At 62.5% G+C, this 17,855-nt stretch carries 17 protein-coding genes; 9 read left to right on the top strand and 8 right to left on the bottom strand.

What is annotated here, in order from left to right:
- Window positions 1-11: 11 nt before the first annotated feature.
- Window positions 12-1,187, bottom strand: coding sequence for a patatin-like phospholipase family protein (locus RHPLAN_RS16900; RefSeq protein WP_068020093.1), 1,176 nt, complete (start codon window positions 1,185-1,187; stop codon window positions 12-14).
- 176 nt (window positions 1,188-1,363) lie between these two features.
- Here RHPLAN_RS16900 and RHPLAN_RS16905 point away from each other — a divergent pair, with 176 nt between their 5' ends.
- From RHPLAN_RS16905 to RHPLAN_RS39430, 3 genes are all read left to right on the top strand, one after another.
- Window positions 1,364-2,110 (top strand): acetoacetate decarboxylase, encoded by a 747-nt coding sequence (locus RHPLAN_RS16905; protein WP_068020095.1) that lies wholly within the window; start codon window positions 1,364-1,366, stop codon window positions 2,108-2,110.
- 112 nt (window positions 2,111-2,222) lie between these two features.
- Window positions 2,223-3,842 carry an inorganic phosphate transporter gene (locus tag RHPLAN_RS16910; RefSeq protein WP_068020097.1) on the top strand — a complete coding sequence of 540 codons (1,620 nt, stop codon included), beginning with the start codon at window positions 2,223-2,225 and terminating at the stop codon, window positions 3,840-3,842.
- Between the two features lie 365 nt (window positions 3,843-4,207).
- On the top strand, window positions 4,208-4,360 hold the full coding sequence (locus RHPLAN_RS39430) for a hypothetical protein (RefSeq protein ID WP_157100316.1): 153 nt from the start codon (window positions 4,208-4,210) through the stop codon (window positions 4,358-4,360).
- Window positions 4,361-4,793: 433 nt separating this feature from the next.
- On the opposite strand, the gene RHPLAN_RS16915 is transcribed toward RHPLAN_RS39430, so the two are convergent.
- Window positions 4,794-5,105 (bottom strand): hypothetical protein, encoded by a 312-nt coding sequence (locus RHPLAN_RS16915; RefSeq protein WP_068020099.1) that lies wholly within the window; start codon window positions 5,103-5,105, stop codon window positions 4,794-4,796.
- A 458-nt stretch (window positions 5,106-5,563) separates the two neighbouring features.
- Here RHPLAN_RS16915 and RHPLAN_RS16920 point away from each other — a divergent pair, with 458 nt between their 5' ends.
- From RHPLAN_RS16920 to RHPLAN_RS16940, 5 genes are read left to right on the top strand one after another with little or no spacing between them, the layout of a single operon-like run.
- Window positions 5,564-6,088, top strand: a complete 525-nt coding sequence (locus RHPLAN_RS16920) for a hypothetical protein (protein WP_068020101.1) — start codon at window positions 5,564-5,566, stop codon at window positions 6,086-6,088.
- Complete coding sequence (locus RHPLAN_RS16925; RefSeq protein WP_084245067.1) at window positions 6,069-6,482, top strand: phage holin family protein; 414 nt, start codon at window positions 6,069-6,071, stop codon at window positions 6,480-6,482. The genes RHPLAN_RS16920 and RHPLAN_RS16925 overlap by 20 nt, the downstream gene beginning before the upstream one ends.
- Complete coding sequence (locus tag RHPLAN_RS16930; RefSeq protein ID WP_068020105.1) at window positions 6,479-7,183, top strand: hypothetical protein; 705 nt, start codon at window positions 6,479-6,481, stop codon at window positions 7,181-7,183. Before RHPLAN_RS16925 ends, RHPLAN_RS16930 begins: the two co-directional genes overlap by 4 nt.
- Before the next feature lie 15 nt (window positions 7,184-7,198).
- On the top strand, window positions 7,199-8,074 hold the full coding sequence (locus tag RHPLAN_RS16935; RefSeq protein WP_068020107.1) for a hypothetical protein: 876 nt from the start codon (window positions 7,199-7,201) through the stop codon (window positions 8,072-8,074).
- 17 nt (window positions 8,075-8,091) lie between these two features.
- Window positions 8,092-9,186 carry a YihY/virulence factor BrkB family protein gene (locus RHPLAN_RS16940; protein ID WP_068020108.1) on the top strand — a complete coding sequence of 365 codons (1,095 nt, stop codon included), beginning with the start codon at window positions 8,092-8,094 and terminating at the stop codon, window positions 9,184-9,186.
- Window positions 9,187-9,243: 57 nt separating this feature from the next.
- On the opposite strand, the gene RHPLAN_RS16945 is transcribed toward RHPLAN_RS16940, so the two are convergent.
- From RHPLAN_RS16945 to RHPLAN_RS16955, 3 genes are all read right to left on the bottom strand, one after another.
- A complete protein-coding gene (locus tag RHPLAN_RS16945) occupies window positions 9,244-10,416 on the bottom strand; it encodes an MFS transporter (RefSeq protein ID WP_068020109.1) in 1,173 nt (390 codons plus the stop codon).
- 302 nt (window positions 10,417-10,718) lie between these two features.
- Window positions 10,719-11,105 carry a hypothetical protein gene (locus RHPLAN_RS16950; RefSeq protein WP_068020111.1) on the bottom strand — a complete coding sequence of 129 codons (387 nt, stop codon included), beginning with the start codon at window positions 11,103-11,105 and terminating at the stop codon, window positions 10,719-10,721.
- Window positions 11,106-11,306: 201 nt separating this feature from the next.
- Window positions 11,307-12,284, bottom strand: coding sequence for a Bug family tripartite tricarboxylate transporter substrate binding protein (locus RHPLAN_RS16955; protein ID WP_068020113.1), 978 nt, complete (start codon window positions 12,282-12,284; stop codon window positions 11,307-11,309).
- 213 nt (window positions 12,285-12,497) lie between these two features.
- Here RHPLAN_RS16955 and RHPLAN_RS16960 point away from each other — a divergent pair, with 213 nt between their 5' ends.
- Entirely contained in the window at window positions 12,498-14,207 is a 1,710-nt protein-coding gene (locus RHPLAN_RS16960) for a thiamine pyrophosphate-binding protein (RefSeq protein ID WP_198164991.1), read from the top strand.
- A gap of 14 nt (window positions 14,208-14,221) precedes the next feature.
- On the opposite strand, the gene RHPLAN_RS16965 is transcribed toward RHPLAN_RS16960, so the two are convergent.
- From RHPLAN_RS16965 to RHPLAN_RS16975, 3 genes are all read right to left on the bottom strand, one after another.
- Window positions 14,222-15,037 (bottom strand): alpha/beta fold hydrolase, encoded by an 816-nt coding sequence (locus tag RHPLAN_RS16965; RefSeq protein ID WP_068020117.1) that lies wholly within the window; start codon window positions 15,035-15,037, stop codon window positions 14,222-14,224.
- Window positions 15,034-16,188: an acyl-CoA dehydrogenase family protein gene (locus RHPLAN_RS16970; RefSeq protein ID WP_198164993.1), complete on the bottom strand. Its 1,155-nt coding sequence runs from the start codon at window positions 16,186-16,188 to the stop codon at window positions 15,034-15,036. Before RHPLAN_RS16970 ends, RHPLAN_RS16965 begins: the two co-directional genes overlap by 4 nt.
- Before the next feature lie 135 nt (window positions 16,189-16,323).
- Window positions 16,324-17,853, bottom strand: a complete 1,530-nt coding sequence (locus RHPLAN_RS16975; protein WP_068020119.1) for a UbiD family decarboxylase — start codon at window positions 17,851-17,853, stop codon at window positions 16,324-16,326.
- Between the last annotated feature and the right edge of the window lie 2 nt (window positions 17,854-17,855).

Genomic DNA, 17,855 nt, shown 5'->3' on the forward strand with positions numbered 1-17,855 from the left:
CACGGCAGCCGTCAGTCCACCTCCCGATGAACGTCGTGAACCAGGATGCCGGAGCCTGCCGGTGGCATGGACAGCCATTCGCGCCGCTTGAGCGTGCGCTTGGTGTCCTCATAGCCGCTCTGCCAGTGCTCGCGCATCGAGGTGCCGGAGAACTCGTAGTCCTTGGCGTGACCTTCGTAGGCCTTCTGCTGATAGATCAGATGCAGGATCGTGATCTCGGCAAGGTCGTGCAGCTCGTCCTTGAGCTTGCGCTCCTGATCGCTCAGTTGATCTTCGGCGATCTTGGCCAGCGCCTTCTGCAGCGTCGTCTTCCAGGTGTGGATGCGACGGAACACGTCGGTCGTGTAGCGCGTGCGCGACGAATACATGATGTCTTTATGCCGCGCGAGAACATCCTGCATATCGCGCGGCAGCATGCCTCGCGCGCTGAACAGATCGACCTGGAACACCAGCGTGTTCAGGCGGTCGTCCTGATCAAGCAGGTGTTGCAGCGGCGTATTGGAGACGATGCCGCCATCCCAGAAATGATCGGTGCCGATCTTCATCATAGGCAAGGCGGGCGGCAGCGCGCCGCTCGCCATGATGTGATCCGGTTCGATCTTCTCTTTGGCGTTGTCGAAATAGATGAAGTTGCCGGTCAGCACGTTCACGGCGCCGACCGAGAAGCGGGTGGCCTGATCGTTGATCAGGGAGAAATCGACCAGCTCGGTGAGCGTCTCGCGCAGCGGCTCGCTGTCGTAATAGCTTGTCGCGGTGCTCGCGCCGGTGAGGCTCATCCACGGATTGGGAAAGCGCGGCTGAAAAAAGCCGGGCTGGCCGGACATCGTGGTGACGAAGCAGCTCGTCGCATTGCGGGCTTTCCGGAAAATATCGCCATCGGGCGTGAACGCCCAGATCTTGCGCTCGGTGATGCGTTCCCAGAAAGCCTGAAGTTGCTTCAGCCTGCGGCTCGGCGGATTGCCGGCGATGATCGCCGAATTGATCGCACCGATCGACACGCCAGACACCCAGTCCGGTTCGACGCCAGCTTCGTGCATGGCCTGATAGACGCCAGCCTGATAGGCGCCGAGCGCGCCGCCACCTTGCAGCACCAGTGCGACGCGGTCGCAACGCTCCGGCCGCCAGGGACGCTCCACCGATGAAGGCTCCGTGAGGCGCTGTTTCGATTTGGTCGGAATATCGTGCATCGCAATTCCCCAGCACCGATGTTTCTCGTGCCTTTCATCAAGTGTCTTGAATTGCTGTGACCGCCGGATGACGGCGCGTGACGCGATTGTCACAAACTCGTCTGCGCCGTTTCACACTGGGATTTCACAGTATTGCCGACGCCTCGGGGAGGCGGTCCAGTGCCAGCGTGGGGCCCATGAACAAAGACGAAATCCTGAAGTTGCCGTCGATGCCGGCCGCGGGCCCGAGCTATCCGGCTGGACCTTATCGCTTCATCGACCGCGAGTTCATGGTGATCACCTACGAGACCGACTGGGACGTGGTGCGCCATCAACTTCCAGAACCGCTCGAGCCGGTCGATCAGCCGCTGGTGCACTACGAGTGGATCAAGATGCCGGACAGCTCGGGCTTCGGCAGCTACACCGAGTCCGGCATGGTGCTGCCCTGCCGATACCAAGGCGAAGAGGCCAATTTCGTCGCACAGATGTATCTCGACGACGATCCGCCGATCGCAGCGGGCCGCGAGATCTGGGGCTTCCCCAAGAAATACGCCCATCCCAAATTGGAAATTGTCAAAGATACGCTGACCGGCACGCTCTCTTACGGCGGGCAGCTCGTGGCCATGGGCACCATGGGCTACAAGCACGAGAGCATGGCCGGCAACGGCGTGCGCACCACCGCCATCCTCTCGAAAACACAAATCAATCTGAAGCTGATCCCGGGCGTCGACGGCCATCCGGAAATCTGCCAGTTGGTTTCCTACAATCTCACCGACATTACGGTGAAAGGCTCGTGGCTCGGCCCGGGCCGGCTGCATCTCGTGCCGCATGTCAATGCGCCGGTTGCGGATTTTCCGGTGCGCAAGATCGTGGGCGCTCATCATTTCGTTGCCGATGTGACGCTGCCCTATGGGCGCGTCCTGCACGACTACAACAAGGCATGACAGACCGGCGCCAAAGCGGCCGGTTGTCATACAGGTGTCACGTAACAGCCCTCAGGTGCCTTGCACTGGGGAAATGCGTCGAATGACGTGTAAGTAAGGTGGGGTTTTAGCCATGACTGATATCACGGCTCCAATGTCCGCTGCGGCGGGTTCACATGAAGGCAAGCCGAAGCTCGACCAGCCGGTCAATCCGCTCGCCATCATCCTTTTCATGGGCGTCGTCGGCGCCGGACTTTTGTTTGTTGCCTACAGCCTCTACTCCGACGTGGAGGCGACGGGCGCCAAGGTCACGACGTATCTTCCATATATTCTTCTGTTCGTGGCCCTGCTGATTGCGCTCGGCTTCGAATTCGTCAACGGCTTCCACGACACCGCGAATGCGGTGGCGACCGTGATCTACACCCACTCGCTGCCGGCCAATGTCGCCGTGGTGTGGTCGGGTGCGTTCAACCTGCTCGGCGTTCTGGTCTCGAGCGGCGCGGTCGCGTTCGGCATCATCTCGCTCTTGCCCGTCGAATTGATCCTTCAAGTCGGAAGCGGCGCAGGCTTCGCGATGGTGTTCGCACTCTTGATCTCGGCGATCATCTGGAATCTCGGCACCTGGTGGCTCGGGCTGCCGGCGTCGAGCTCTCATACGCTGATCGGCTCGATCATCGGCGTCGGCGTCGCCAATGCGCTGATGCACGGCCAGAGCGGCACCTCGGGTGTCGATTGGAGCAAGGCCACCGAGATCGGCTACGCGCTTCTGCTGTCGCCGGTGTTCGGCTTCTGCCTGGCCGCGGTCATGCTCCTGCTCTTGAAGGTGCTGGTCCGCAACCCGGCCCTCTATGCCGCGCCGAAGGGCGAGACGCCGCCGCCGTGGTGGATCCGCGGCCTCCTGATCCTGACCTGCACCGGCGTGTCGTTCGCGCACGGTTCGAATGACGGGCAGAAGGGCATGGGCCTGATCATGCTGATCCTGATCGGCACGGTACCGACCGCCTACGCGCTCAACCGCGCGATGCCGGATTCGCAGATGGCCGAGTTCCGCACCACCTCGACGGCTGCCGCCGATGTGATCGCGAGGAAGGGCGCGGGCTACAACGTCATCGGCGATCCGCGTCCGGCGGTGACACAATACGTGTCGCAGCGCAGTATCAGCGAAGGCACGTATCCGTCGCTTTCGGTGCTGGTGCAGGACATCTCCAAGCAGGTTTCCGAGTACGGCACGCTGGCCAAAGTGCCGGCCGAAAAGGTCGGCAACACCCGCAACGACATGTACCTCGTCTCGGAAGCGATCCGCTTCCTGATGAAGGACAAGGAGAACGATCTCAACGCCGAAGAGGTCGGTAAGCTCAACGCCTATAAAAAGTCGCTCGACAACTCGACCAAGTTCATTCCGAACTGGGTCAAGATCGTGGTGGCGATTGCACTTGGCCTCGGCACCATGGTCGGCTGGAAGCGCATCGTCGTCACAGTCGGCGAGAAGATCGGCAAGAGCCACCTGACCTACGCACAGGGTGCTGCTGCCGAACTCGTTGCGGCAGCGACCATCGGCGCAGCCGACGGCCTCGGCCTGCCGGTTTCGACGACTCACGTGCTGTCGTCCGGCGTCGCCGGCACGATGGCCGCGAGCGGCTCCGGCCTGCAATGGGAGACTGTGCGCAACCTGGCGATGGCCTGGGTGCTCACGTTGCCCTGCGCGATGTTGATCTCGGCCGGCCTGTTCTTTGTGTTCGTCCATATCTTCTAGACACGACGTTTTCGAAGCGATCACGGCGCGCGTTGCGACAGCAGCGCGCGCCGTTTGCTTTTCCGGCAAGTGCCTGAGAGCGGATAAGAAAATGGCCCCGCCTCAGGGGAGAGAGACGGGGCCTTTACGAAGCGAGCTTGGGGGGCTGGGGGGCATTTGCCCGCTTCGTATTGAACCCGAAATGTGGATGGCCCAGCGCTCCCGCAAGCCCGGTCACGGCTCTGTGACCTGTGCCCCGGCCGCGAAAGACGGCACTCCCGCAGAAGCCGGGTGGGCTGTGTTTGAAGTTCAACAGCGACATTGCGCCACGGCGTCCGGACGTGCCGTGGTGTTACGGTAGTCTCCTCTCCAGAGGGGAAACGACCATGCCTGAGACGCGAAAAGCGCCGGCCAAGCGATCCATCAATTGGCCGGTCACGATCATCGCTTTGGTGTTTGCGACCTTTATCGTCGGCGTTTGGGTGAACAGCTACCGTGTGTCCCACGCGACGGCGCCGACCATCACATCAGCGAAGTAGCTTCGAAATCACCATCGATCCTGCGCGGCTTTGGGCGATGGCCAGAGCTGCGCAGGAGCGTCGGATTCGTGACTCTCAAGAACCCGGTCGTTATCCAGTTTTTTTGGAATAACCCAGCGGCAGGCGACTCTGGAACTTAAGTTCGCTGCCGTCTTTAAATGGGCATGCGATCCTGGAACGTTGCCCTTCGTCAGGCCATCCAAGAAAATCCCAAGCTGAGCGCGACCGTCGCATTCGAGCTGGGATTGCTCTTTTACGCCGCTCTCAAAGCGCGATATGGGCGGCCCAGCGCAATGCCTTCGTCGGCGGATTTGATCGAGGCTGTGCCAGTTCTCGCCTTGGCCGCGCTGACACCCCAGTCCCGCCGGCAGAGACAACGTGCTCGCCGCGGAAAAAGGCCGAATGCGATGAGGGCAGGTAAAGCCCGTTAGCCTCACATGAGATACACGCACATGGCGAATAAGAAGAAAAAGGACACAACTCGCGGCGTGAAGTCCATCCTCGGAAAGGCAGCGAGCGCGGCCGCGGCTGCCGCCGCGACTGTAATTGCTGAGAATATCGTCAGGCAGGTGGAGTCCGGGTCTTCGGCAGTGTCGCCGAAGGCCGTGGAGGCTGTCAGACGTTTGCTCGACGATGGAGGGAGCCGCTCGCCACGCAAGATCTCGCGGATCACGGCGAAAGGCCGGTCCGTCAAGAAACCGTCCACGACGCGCGGTGGGAAGGTCTCAAGGAACCGCTCCTCCAAGTCTGCTCGTGGTGGATAACAATGGCCGCGCATGCGCCACCCACTTTCCAAGTGGAACTTACGGCCGTTGTGCTAACCCGAAAAAAGGGAATCCCTCGAACGATCCGAACGGTTGCGGATGGCGTTCGATTGATCGACCGGAATTTGCCCGCCGAACTTCGAGCCCTGCCACGTTGGACCTTCGCTCGCGCGCTTCTAATGGAAGCTGAACGTACCAAGAAGAAGCGAGATATTGCTTGCGCCGTGCGTCAACTGAAGCAGGCCCTTAGCAATGAGGGATGGCTGGATGTAGGTGAAGCTCCGACTTCGACGAAGCCCACTCCATAGACGCCTGCGTGAACCGACGGCGGCATCCCAAGCGGTCGCGCAAGCCAAAAGCTCTGGATCGAGAGTTACACATCACTCCCCGGAACAAAGATTGGGCGGTCCTGTTGCTGTTGCATGGAGGAGCACAACACATGAGCGACCAAACGGCACGCACCGAAACCAATTCGAGCAACAAGGAAAGAACCGCCGACAGGGTTTCGGAAGCGGCGCGCAGAGCTTTCGAGCAGGCGTCGGGAATGGCCCAGGATGCTGGCGCAAAGGCAAAACAGGCTGCGTCCGAAACGGCCGCCACCATGACCTCGCAGGTAAAGGATATGCTGGACCAGCAGATAGGCAGCGGTGCCGGCATGGCCCGCCATTTCGCTGGTTCAATGCGCGGTGCGGCGGACGATCTCGACCGGCAATCGCCGCTCGTCGCCGGCTTCGTTCGGACATTTGCCGATCGCGTCGATCACTACGCGGGGGATTTGCAACACCAGACCGCCGAGCAGTTGACGCGTGCTGCTGCGGACTTCACCCGCAAGCAGCCGGCTCTGGTGTTCGGCCTCGCGGCGTTCACGGGCTTTCTGATGTTCCGGACGTTTAAGAACACCGGCACGGTGAGCTCCCCTTCGATCCAGCCCGCGGAAGACGCCGATGCGGCAAAACAGGGCTAGAATGGGTGAGCATCTGAAGAACTCAGCGCTGCCCCGGGCGCTGTCCGAAGTGATCGGTGACGTGGCTGAACTCCTTCAAAAGGAGATCAAGCTGGCGCGGACCGAGGTGTCGGAAAAGATTTCCGAGAAGCTTCGCGCAGGCGTGTGGCTTTCAGTGACGGCCACCGCGGGGCTGATTGCGGTGCTGCTCCTGGTCGAAGCGCTGGTGTTCGGAATCGCCGCGTACGGCCTCGCGCTGCACTGGTCGTGTCTGATCGTGGCTGCAGTCATGGCGGCCATCGCGGCTGCCGCATTCTTCATCGGCAAAACCGATGCCGATCAAAGCGTGAGCCCGACCCGCAGCATTCATCAAGTGAAACAGGATTTCTCGACTGTGAAGGAGCAACTGACATGAACCGCCAGTCCACGATATCGAATTCCGGAGATTGGCTGTTCCGGTCGATCAAGCGAAACCCGGAGGGCTTGCTGTTGGTGGCGGCGGGCGCAGCGCTTCTGATGCGAACCGCCGGCTCATCGAAGTCGCAGCCTGTGGGGAACAGGAATTCAGACTCCGCGGGCGATGCCATGTCCGATATGGCGACCCAAACGAGCGACAAAGCGTCGGAGCTTGCGTCATCCGCGTCGGAGTTTGCCTCCCAAGCTTCGGAGCGGGCCCGCAACGCGGCGCGGGCCGCGAGCGACAAAGCCACCGACATGGCTCGCCAGACAACGTCATCCGCGCAGGGCTACGCATCGCGCATGCTTGAAGAGCAGCCGCTCGTCGTTGCGGTGGCAGGGCTTGCCGCAGGTGCGGCGCTTGCTGCAGCGTTCCCCAGCACGCAGATGGAGCAGGAGACGCTCGGCCCGATCGGAGAGCAGGTGAGTGACGCCGCTCAACGTGTCGGAGGCCAGCTCAAGGACGCCACCGCGGCCGCCGGAGAGACTCTCAAGAACGCTGCGCGCGAGCGCGGCCTCAGTCAGGACGGCCTGAAAGAAGTCGCGAGCCAAGCCGCCGACGCCTTCAGCAGCCGCATGAGCGGTCGCGACGACGCGTCCGATGCCAGCAACACGAGTGGCAAGCAGGAAGTGCCCGCCACAACCGATCCCCGATTTTAAGAACGGAACGTGGAAATGCCGAGCACTCTCACCGAATGCGAGCGCGATGTCGAGCAAGCGCGCGCCAAGCTTGCACAAGACCTTGCCACGCTCCGGTCTCCGGAGACGTTCTCGTCATTCACCGATGATCTAAAGCAGGAAGCATTCGAGACCAAGGACGCGATTGTGGAGAAAGCCCGCTCGACCGCGGAAAGCGTCGTGACAGGCATTGTCAACGAGATCAAAGCCAAGGCCGCCGAGAACCCTGCTGCGGTGCTGGCAATCGCAGCAGGAATCGGCTGGCGGTTGATCCGCAATCCGCCGATTGCCACCGCTCTGGTTGGCGTCGGCCTGTACAGTTTGTGGAAGACCGAATCCGATACTCAGCCGGCTACAGACGAAGAACTTGTCGAAAGGGGCAAGCAACGTCTGAAGCAGCAGCTTTCGACAGCGGCTGCAGGAGCGAAGGACATTGCTTCTGGCATGGGCCAGGCCGCGGCCGTGAAAGCGAATGAGGTCGCGGACGCGGCGCGCCAGAAGATCGAAGCCGTGACCGACCAAGGCCGCATGGCCGTTCATGATGCGCGCGACGCGATCGCGCAAAACGTCGATCAGATGGTGGATCGTGTGCGAACAGCCGGCAACGGCGCCCGCGATGCTGCCGCGGGGCAGACCGCCCACATGGCGGATCGGTTCGGGGAGGCGGCGAGCCAGGCACGTGCGGGCATCGACCGCGCAATGGATCAGGCCCGGGAACGAACGGACCAATTTGTCGCTGCGGGCGCCGATGCCGCGTCGCGCGCAACCCAGGCGCTTCCTGCCCGTGACCAGGTTTTGCTCGGCGTCGCGGGCCTCGCGGTCGCAGCGGCCTTGGGCATTGCCTGCCAACGCAGAGTTCTGGAAGACGCTTAAGTTCGGGGCGTCCTCCGATGAGCCAGGTTCGCCAGGCGCGGTCCACTCCCTTCTGGGCGTCGGCACTCGCTGGAGTTCTGCTGATGTCCGGCGCTTCGGAGCGGCGGACAGCAGAACTCCGGTCGGGAGCCCCCAAAAAACGTGAACGCCTGACATCGGGCACATCCGAGGATCGCGGCCGGGGTGCCGAGACGCCCGCCGAAATCCCTGCGACGGGCTGGAAAGATATTGTTGTTCGCGTTTATCAGGATATCGGCGACGATCGGATCGTAGCGATTGCCGCCGGCGTTACCTTCTTCGTGCTGCTCGCGCTGTTTCCCGGCATCGCCGGACTGATCTCCATCTACGGCCTGTTCGCTGATCCGGGTAAGATGGCTGAGCATCTGAATGCGCTCGCGGGCATTCTGCCCGAGGGCGGCACGCAGATCCTGTCGGAGCAGATCAAGCTGCTGACCGCGCAACCGCCCCAGAAGCTCGGCTTGGCGATGGTCGCAGGCCTCGCGATTTCGCTCTGGAGCGCAAACGGCGGTATTAAAGCGATGTTCGATGCTTTGAACGTCGTGTACCGGGAGAGGGAGCGGCGAAATTTCATCGTACTGAACCTGCAGTCACTCACTTTCACGTTGGGGGCGCTGGCCTTCGTGATGGTCTCGTTGCTGGTTATCGCCGTCATTCCGGCGCTGCTGGAGGCCTCATCGCTTTCCCGTGCAGGCGAACTGCTGATCAAGATTGGACGCTGGCCGCTGCTGTTCGTAGGAGCTTCATTTTTCATTGCGCTGGTGTTCCGCTTCGGCCCGAGTCGCGACAAGCCGAAGTGGCGATGGATCACCCCAGGCTGCATGTTTGCGGCAGGCGGGTGGCTTGCGGCTTCGCTGCTCTTCTCCTGGTACGCGGAGAACTTCGGCAACTACAACAAGACCTACGGCTCGCTCGGTGCCGCAATCGGTTTCATGACATGGCTATGGATTTCAGTCATCGTCATTTTGGTTGGAGCGAAGCTGAACGCGGAGATAGAGCATCAGACGGCGCGAGACACGACCGTTGGAAGGCCGCGGCCATTGGGCGAGCGCGGCGCTCGAATGGCAGACACCGTCGGCGAAAGCGCCCATTAGCAGTTTTGACGTGACAGTTCGCCGGCAGACAGGGGCAGCATCTATCTCTTTGCAAGGCTATCCGACTTTTCCGAGTGCGACGCGCAATCCCAGCGCGGCGGCGATCCCGCACAGCGCGATTGCGGCAAAAAGAATCCACGCGCTGTCCCAGCCGAAATGCTGCACGAGCGAACCAAGCACGGCGGGTCCAAGCAGGCTGCCGACGTTGGAGCCTTGATTGATCAAGCCGAGCGTCAGCACCAGCATCGCCGGTGCAACGCGTGGCGCCGCCGCGAACACCGATCCGGGGATGAGGCCGGTCAGGCCGAGACTGGTGCAGGCCAAGATCACGACCGTTGTGAGCGACAGCCCTGCGCTGAATATTCCGAACGCAGCCACGCCCATCAACGAGAATGCGCCGAGCGGCACGGTCCACATCGGCACGCCCGCGCGGAGCAGCAAGCCGGCCGAGGCGTTGCCGGCCGCATTGGCGACCCAGGTGAGGGCGGTGATCATCCCGGCTGTCGCCACCGACAACCCGGCGCGCTCGATAAGGAGAGTCGGAAGCAAGCCTGCCATCGCCATGAATTGGAAGGTGTACAATCCGAAAGTGGTGGCCAGTAACAGAGCTGCTTTCGAACGCAGCACGATGCCGGCGTTGCCAAATCGCCTGCCGCCGGGCTGCGCGGCCACGTCAGGCAATGCCAGGAAGAACAGGAGCATTGCGGCGGCGAGACACAGTGCACCGTTGCCGAGCCACAGCATCCGCCAGCCCTGTTCGAGCACTGTTGGTCCGACCAGCATCATGATCGCCGCGCCGGACGGCAGATAGGCAGCCCACAGCGACAGGATTGTATCGAGGTCGCGCGGCGCTGCGGCACGCCGCAACAGCGAAGGAATCACGAGGACAGTTGTGAGAAAGCCGCAGCCTTCCACGACGCGGGCGGCGACGAGAAATGCTCCGTTGGTGGAGGCCGCGCCGAGGAAACTTCCGATGGCCGCGACAACAAGTCCAGCAATCATGGCGCGGCGGGCGCTGACGAACGTGGTCAGGATGCCAACCGGCATACCGAGCGCGGCACCGAGCACACTGTAGGCGCCAATAGCGGAGGCCGCGACGAACAGCGACAGCTTGAAGTCCTGCTGCAACTGCGGCAGTGCGATCGCAACCTTGCCAACCTGCAAGGCGGCGATCATGCCGGTCAGTATGAGCGCGGCAACTATGCTCCAGCGCGTATTCTTCACTTCCACGATTCAACCAAGTCCATTTGGCGCGATGTCCGACGGCGCGTGTCCAGCCGGTGTCTTCGCCCTTGAGGAAGCGACCGAAGGGCCACTTCTGCAACGTTCGCCGTACCAGCCATAAAATGCGGCGCCGAGCGTTTTACAATAACCGGAGGGGAGTTCGACCCGTTCATCCACGGTGATGTCGCCAAGTGGCGCAAGGTCGTCGAGTTCGCCGGCATTCAGAACTGAGACGCTAGTCTCAAAGCGATGCGGGGGCGCATCCTGTGCGCCCCCGCATGCGATCGTGTCGTCGGCGGCTTCGCTTCCTAGCTTCGCCGTCGTTCCGGCTTCTTGGGCGCGTAGAGCTCGGGACCGTTCCGAAGCGAGGACTCGCTGCCCCCCAAGTCATCGGCCGGGCCCTGGAATTGCGTCTGGATCTGTGACGCGATCTGGCGGAGCCAGTCTTCGGCCCGGTTCGATCGTTCTTTGTAATACTGGAGATCGGATTCAAGCTTCTTGATGTGATCTTCAGCGGCGCGAAGCTCGAGCGAAAGCTTGTGGGCGATGCCCAATGCGTGCTGGCTGTTTTTCTCCGCCATGCCGGCGGCCCGTTGAAGCAGTCCCAGGATTTCCTGGCCAGCCTTGTCGAGAGTGTCCTGGCCGTTCGCAACCGAACCGTTGGCGTCTGGCCGAACTTGATTGTTCTCTTGCATTATCGTGCTCCCCTCCGTTCGAGCCAATTACTTAGCGCTTCCGAAGGCGAGCCACCAAATTTTCACATTGGTGCCGCAATGCTTAAATCGCTCAAGCGGGAGACGTGCGCTGTCTGGAGAAACGTCGCTCGAGAGAAGGCAAGCCTTCCGAGGTGATCTGCACGTGCCGAGCCGAAGCAATTTCGCCTCCGCGCTCGTCGGCTACTCCGGCTTGATGCCCGCTTCCTTGATCAGATTGCTCCAGTTGGCGAGCTGAGTCTGGACATAAGTTGTGAATTCTTTGTGGCCGGCCCAGAACATTTCGACGCCGGACCGCTGGAACTGCTCCTGCGCCTTGGGTTGCTGGACGGCGTTATGGACCGCCTTCTCTAGCGTGCTGACGACATCGGCGGGCAGGTTGGCCGGGCCGGACAGGCCGCCCCACGGTATGATCTCGAAGCCTGGCATCACCGTCTCGTTGAGCGTCGGCACCTCGGGAAGCACGGGGCATCGTGTTTTGGTGAACACGGCGAGCGCGCGAGTCTTGCCGCTCAAGATGTGCGGCATGCCGGTGTTCAGGTCAGGCACCATCATGTCGATCTGTCCGCCGATCAGATCGGTCATGGCCGCGGGATTGCTGCGATAGGGGACGCGGGCAATATCGAGATGCAGTCGCAGCTTCAAGATCTCGCCGACGATCTGGCCCATGTTGTTGCCATGGCCATAGCTCAGCTTGCCGGGGTTGGCCTTGGCATAGGCCACGAGGTCTTGGATTGAGTTGATCGGCAGGTTCGAACGCACGGCGATGTACGATGGGTAGCTGCCGATCCGCGCGATATGCGTGAAATCCTTGACCGGGTCGATCGGCAGTTCTTTGTACAACGCGGCGCCGGAGTGCAGTGAACTCGCGGTGGCGAGCAGGGTGTAGCCATCGGGCACCGCCCTCGCCACGGCGACCGCGGCAACCAGTCCGCCGCCGCCGACCTTGTTTTCGACGATCACCGGCTGGCCGAACTGGTCCTGCAGAGATTGCGCAATCAGACGCGCGGCGGCGTCGGAGATGCTGCCGGGAGCGAACTGGTTGATGATGGTGATCCGCTGTGTCGGATAGCCTGCGGCGCGCGCAACATAAGGCGCCGCCGCCATGAAGGCCCCCACGCCGAGCGTATGCTCGAGAACACGTCGCCGCGTGACCTTCATGAATCCGCCCCGTCTCGCATATTGTATTTAGGCACCGGAGCTTAGTCAGGAATACCTTGCTCCCAAAGTCATCTTTAACATGCGAGAACGTCATAGCTACCGGCCCACGCGTGAGGCATTCTGTCGTACCTGTTTCTGCATGGCCGCAGAGAGATAGTTTTGTCCTAAAACAATCGCGGCTTGGAATGAATGATGTTGAGAGGGAGCGAGACCTTGAGGAACGATTGCGACGGCGGCGAAGCCATCCTGGAAGCTTTGCGCAATCTCAAAGTGGATTACGTCGTCTCGTCGCCAGGGTCGGAATGGCCTTCGTTCTGGGAGGCGATGGCCAGGCAAAAGCGTGATGGCAAGCCGGGGCCGACTTACATCGATTGCGGCCACGAAACGCTCGCGGTCGCGGTTGCGGCCGGCTACACCAAGTATACGGGACGCATGCAGGCGGTGCTGCTGCATGCAGGCGCGGGGCTCCTGCAAGGATCGATGGCGGTCGGCGCGGCGCGCGCCATGGAAGTCCCGATGCTGGTCATGTCGGGCGAATCCGCGGGCTACGGCGAGAGCGAATTCGACCCTGGCTCGCAATGGTATCGCAACCTCAGCGTGGTCGGCGGTCCACAGCGGCTGATCGAACCGCTGGTGAAATTCGCGCAACAGTCACCCGCTCCGGAAATCCTCTACGAAAGCGTCGTGCGCGCCGGTGAACTGGCCCAGCGTCAGCCCAAGGGGCCGACCTACATGAGCGTGTCGATGGAAACCATGCTGCACGGCTGGCAAAGGCCCGACGCGCTGCGTAGCGTGCCGCCGGCGCCGAAGTCGCAGCCGCTGCCGCCGGAGATCGAGGCTGTGGCGGCCGCGATCGCGCAGGCCAAGAATCCGATGATCGCCGCCGAGAACGCCGGGCCGAGCTCGGATGCGTTCGATGCGCTGGTCGAGCTGGCCGATCTGATGGCCATCCCGGTGGTGGAAGGAGCGGGCGCGTTCTTCGGCAATTTTCCGAAGGACCACGACCTCTATGTTGGCCAACAGATCGATCCGTTCTACGGCAAGATCGACCTGGTGGTGCTGGTCGAGACGCGGGCGCCCTGGTACCCGCCGAGCAATGTCCCGCCGGGCGCGAAGATCATTTCGATCAGCGAAAACTCGATCAAGGGCCACATGGTCTACCAGACCATGCATGCAGGCCAGTATCTCGAGGGCGACGTCGCGACGATCCTCAAGCTTTTGTCGGAGGCCCTGCGCCGGATCGGCGTTGATCGGGCGATGCTGACGGAGCGCCGCGCCCGTTGGACCGCGGAGCACCGCAAATGGAAGGAGCGTGTGCTGGCCGCCGAGGAGAAAGCGGCGGCGCTCGACGTCATCACGACGCCGCTTCTGGCCAAGACGCTGCGCGAGGTCATGCCGTCCGACACGGCCTACGTCGACGAGACCATCATTCATTCCTCGGGGCTTCGCGAGCATCTCGACTGGAAGGACGCGCTGACGTTCTTCCGGGCGCCGAGCGGACTGGGGCAGGGGCTCGGCTATGCGCTGGGGGTGAAGCTCGCGGCGCCGAAGCGGCCGGTCGTGGTGGCGATTGGCGACGGCACGTTCATGTACAACCCCGTCGTGCCGGCGGTTAGCTTCGCGGACGAGCACAAGTTGCCGCTCCTGATCGTCATTGCCAACAACGCCAAATACGCGGCGATGCAGTATTTCCACGACAGCTTCTATCCGCAGGGCATCTCGCCCGGGAACCAGGACTACTACGGCGTCTACATCAAGGGACCGAAGTACGAAGAGACCGCGAAGCTCGTCGACGGCTATGCCATGCAGGTGGCCAAGCCCGCCGATCTGAAGCCGGCGCTCCAGGCGGCGCTCAAGAGCATCCAGGCCGGCAAGACGGCAATCCTGAACGTGATCATGCCGGCGGCTGGCAAGCTTCGGTGAACGGCTGACGTGCCTCAGCCGCGGTGAGTTCGAAGAAAATCGCGGAGGATTTTCTCGAAGCGGTCGTACGCCTCGATGGCGGCGTAGTGACCGACGCCGTCGAGACAATGGTAGACGGACCCAGGGATGCGGTCGGCGATGGCGCGGGCGGTCTTCGGCGGACAGACCGGATCGTCCGCGCCGCACACGACCATCACCGGCCGCTTTGTGTCGAGAACCGAAAAGATATCGGCGCGGCACATCATCTCCCAGGCGGCGAGATAGCCGGCCTTGGGCACCACCTTCATGACCTCGACCGCCTCGTCGGCCACGGCGGTCGACACACTCGGGCTGAGGATGGTCCGGCCGCGCTGGATCGCGAACTCTTTTGGTCCAAGCCGCTCCATGTCTGCGATGCGCGCGAGGCGGATCGGCTCGCGTTCGCTGTCCGGTAGCGTGCCGCTGCCGGTGACCGGCTGCAGCAACGTCATGGTGCGGCTGTCGATCAGATCCCGATGGCACGCCGTCGCAATCATGATCGAGCCGAGCGAATGCCCGACCAGATGCGGCCGCTTCACACCGAGTTTGTGCAACAGCGCCGCCAGGGACGCAGCGTAGCCCTCGGCGGTCAGCCGCGCCGTGGGCAGCGCGTCAGAACCGCCATAGCCGGGCGCGTCCCAGGCGATGACGCGGTGGTCGCGCGCAAACGATGCGAACTGACGCTGGAAGGACCCCGAATAGCCGCCGATGCCATGGACCAGGACCAGGGGCTCGCCCTGGCCGGCCTCGCGCCAGCTCACGGTCAGACCGTCGATCGTCGTCTTTTGCAGATCGGGCAGGGCGCTGCTCATTTGGAATACTGCTCCAGCACGTGCCGGGCGAGCGTCATGCGCAGCACCTCCTCCGGCCCTTCGGTGATCATCATGCTGCGTTGATCGCGCCAGAGTTTCTCGATCGGCAGTTCCTTGGTGAAGGCGATGCCGCCGTGAATCTGGATGCATCGATCGGCCGCCTGGAAAGACAACCGGTCGCCCAGCATCTTGGCCATATAGGCTTCGTTGCGGATGTCTTCGCCGCGCTCGTGCTTCCAGGCGGCGTGATAGACCAGGAAGCGGAGTTGCTGAAGGTCCATGTAAGAATCGACCAGCATCCATTGCACCGCCTGCCGGTTCGCGAGCGGCTGGCCGAACGTCACGCGCTGCTGCGCGTAGCTGACCGACATCTCCAGGCAGCGTTGGATGACGCCAAGGCCGCGCGCGCCGTGGCGCACCCGGCCGGTGTTGATCCAATCCTGCGCCATCTTGAAGCCGTCGCCTTCGTTGGCGATCCGCTTCGACACCGGAATGCGGACATTGTCGAACGCGAGTTCGCAAGGCTCGTCGTCCATCATCGTGGGCTGCGCGCGGACGATCGAGACTCCGGGCGTGTTGATGTCGACGAGGAACGCCGTGATGCCGCGGGCGCCTTTGGAGCGGTCGGTCGAGGCCATCAGCTGGATGAAATCGGCATGCTGCGCGTTGGTGATGAAGCGCTTGTAGCCGTTGATGACGTAGTGGTCGCCGTCGCGAACGGCGGTGGTCTTGATGCCGGCCGGATCGCTGCCGGCATCGGGCTCGGTCAAGGCAAAGCAGCAATCCTTGTCGCCCGATATGATCGGATAAAGATAGTCCGCCTTCTGCTCGTCGGTGAGGTGATAGAGGATCGGGCTCACCTCCGGCCCGAAGATCGAGGTCTTGCGCGTCGGCAGCGCAATGGAGCGGCCGAGCTCTTCCCAGATCACCACGCGGGCCATGAGCCCCAGGCCCAGCCCGCCGTATTCCACCGGCGTGGAGATGTTCCAGTACCCCATCTCCTTGGTCTTCGCTTCCAGACGAGCGCGAACGTCGGGCTTGAGGTCGGGGCCATCATACGCTTCGCGTTCGATCGGAATGATTTCGCGATCGACGAAGCGGCGGAGCTGCTCCTTCATCAATTTGAGTTCTTCCGGGAGCTCGAAATCCATCGTTGTCCTTACTCGATCTGGCCGGCTCATACGCGGCCGTGTGACGCGGCTTTTTGATTTTACGTCGCAGCCAGGCGAAGCCTATCAAACAATGCCTTTGTAACAAAGGTATTTGCGGTTGCGGCCCGAAGCGCCTCAAGAACGAGGTTTGGCGTCGCCCGCTGCAGGCTTCGTCTCGTTGTAGAACTGCTCCAGCACGGGCGGGAGTCCGGGGAGGCGGTAGTCCTTCCAGCGGTTCTTGACCTGCGTGTACATGCTTTCGCGAAGCGCGGTCCGCACCGGCGCCGAGGCGCGGTGCTGATAGGGCGTGCAGGCGTTGACCAGCACCTTCGAGCCGAACGGCTTGACCTCGGGCGCGAGGCTCGGGTCGGCGCGGAACGACATGGTGTTGCGCAGCACGTCGAGATCGTCGGCAGGATTGCAGCGTGTGCTCATCGCCCACATGACTTCGTCGAAGTTCGTCGGATCGACATCGTCGTCCACCGCGACAATCCATTTGGTGTAATAGGTCGCCGCGGGGCAGTGCGCGGTCAACGCCAAAGCCTGACTGGCATGTCCGGGGTACATCTGTTTGATCGACACCACGACGAGGCAATTCGCCGCCGCCGCCGGCTGATGGCAATAGACGCCCTGGATGCCCGGCACCTTCATTTCCGCGAGGTTGTCGCGGATGCGCGCGGATCGCATGATCGCCTGGTAGGCGCCGATCTCGCATGACGGATAGGTGGCCATCAGCGCTGCCGTGATGATCGGCTGCCGCCGCATGTGCAGCGCCTGGACTTGGATCACCGGTTTGCGCGACGGCTTGCCGCTGTAGAAGCCGTGGAATTCGCCGAGCGGACCTTCCATCTCTTCGTCGCCCGGATAGACGAGGCCTTCGATCACCATCTCGGCCCGCGCCGGGATCGGCAGGCTGACGACTTCACCGTCGGTCAGTTCGACGGGCGCCCCCATGATGCCGCCGGCCACGTCGAGCTCGGATTCATCCGCCGCATAGCGTTGCGAGCCGACCATCATCAGCACCGGATCGATGCCAAAAGCCGCGACGACCTCCGCGGGCTTGCCCTGCGCCCAGGCGGCCTGGCAATCGAGTTGCCCGTGCCGGCCCGGCACGAAGTTCAGCCCCACGCGGCGCGGTCCGTGCAACTGCTGCCGATAGACGCCGACATTGATGCGGCCGGATGTGGCATCGGCCGTGAGCGTGATGCTGCCGGTGCCGATGAACGGTCCGCCGTCCGCGGGCCAGAACGTCGGCACGGGAAACTTCGTCAGGTCGATGTCTTCGCCGCGCAGCACGATCTCATTGACCGGAGCATCGCGCTTGTCGACCTTGACCGGTGCGATGCGCCGGCCGGTGATCCGGCTGGTGGCCGCCACCATGTCCTGCGTTCTCATGGCCGGATCGAGACCCATGGCGAGCGCATAGCGCTCCTGGCTCGAGCCCAGCATGTTGGCGAGCACGCGCGCGCCGTGCGGATTGTCGCTGAATTGCTCGAACAGCAGAGCCTTGGCGCCGAGCTGGCGTGTGGCCATGAAGGTGACCGCGCCAAGCTCTTCGTCCGGATCGACCTTTGTGTCGATGCGGTGCAACTCGCCGTGCCGCTCAATGAGAGCGAGCCATTCGCGGAGGTCGCGCCAACGTGAAGGATCTGACGTGTTGCCCATCT

It is taken from the genome of Rhodoplanes sp. Z2-YC6860 (assembly GCF_001579845.1).
In the GTDB taxonomy this organism is placed as follows: Bacteria; Pseudomonadota; Alphaproteobacteria; order Rhizobiales; family Xanthobacteraceae; genus Z2-YC6860.

What these genes read in the sequence shown, in the direction of transcription:
- RHPLAN_RS16900 (WP_068020093.1), bottom strand. Translation starts at nt 1,187, where the DNA reads ATGCACGATATTCCGACCAAATCGAAACAGCGCCTCACGGAGCCTTCA.
- RHPLAN_RS16905 (WP_068020095.1), top strand. Translation starts at nt 1,364, where the DNA reads ATGAACAAAGACGAAATCCTGAAGTTGCCGTCGATGCCGGCCGCGGGC.
- RHPLAN_RS16910 (WP_068020097.1), top strand. Translation starts at nt 2,223, where the DNA reads ATGACTGATATCACGGCTCCAATGTCCGCTGCGGCGGGTTCACATGAA.
- RHPLAN_RS39430 (WP_157100316.1), top strand. Translation starts at nt 4,208, where the DNA reads ATGCCTGAGACGCGAAAAGCGCCGGCCAAGCGATCCATCAATTGGCCG.
- RHPLAN_RS16920 (WP_068020101.1), top strand. Translation starts at nt 5,564, where the DNA reads ATGAGCGACCAAACGGCACGCACCGAAACCAATTCGAGCAACAAGGAA.
- RHPLAN_RS16925 (WP_084245067.1), top strand. Translation starts at nt 6,069, where the DNA reads ATGCGGCAAAACAGGGCTAGAATGGGTGAGCATCTGAAGAACTCAGCG.
- RHPLAN_RS16930 (WP_068020105.1), top strand. Translation starts at nt 6,479, where the DNA reads ATGAACCGCCAGTCCACGATATCGAATTCCGGAGATTGGCTGTTCCGG.
- RHPLAN_RS16935 (WP_068020107.1), top strand. Translation starts at nt 7,199, where the DNA reads ATGCCGAGCACTCTCACCGAATGCGAGCGCGATGTCGAGCAAGCGCGC.
- RHPLAN_RS16940 (WP_068020108.1), top strand. Translation starts at nt 8,092, where the DNA reads ATGAGCCAGGTTCGCCAGGCGCGGTCCACTCCCTTCTGGGCGTCGGCA.
- RHPLAN_RS16950 (WP_068020111.1), bottom strand. Translation starts at nt 11,105, where the DNA reads ATGCAAGAGAACAATCAAGTTCGGCCAGACGCCAACGGTTCGGTTGCG.
- RHPLAN_RS16955 (WP_068020113.1), bottom strand. Translation starts at nt 12,284, where the DNA reads ATGAAGGTCACGCGGCGACGTGTTCTCGAGCATACGCTCGGCGTGGGG.
- RHPLAN_RS16965 (WP_068020117.1), bottom strand. Translation starts at nt 15,037, where the DNA reads ATGAGCAGCGCCCTGCCCGATCTGCAAAAGACGACGATCGACGGTCTG.
- RHPLAN_RS16970 (WP_198164993.1), bottom strand. Translation starts at nt 16,188, where the DNA reads ATGGATTTCGAGCTCCCGGAAGAACTCAAATTGATGAAGGAGCAGCTC.
- RHPLAN_RS16975 (WP_068020119.1), bottom strand. Translation starts at nt 17,853, where the DNA reads ATGGGCAACACGTCAGATCCTTCACGTTGGCGCGACCTCCGCGAATGG.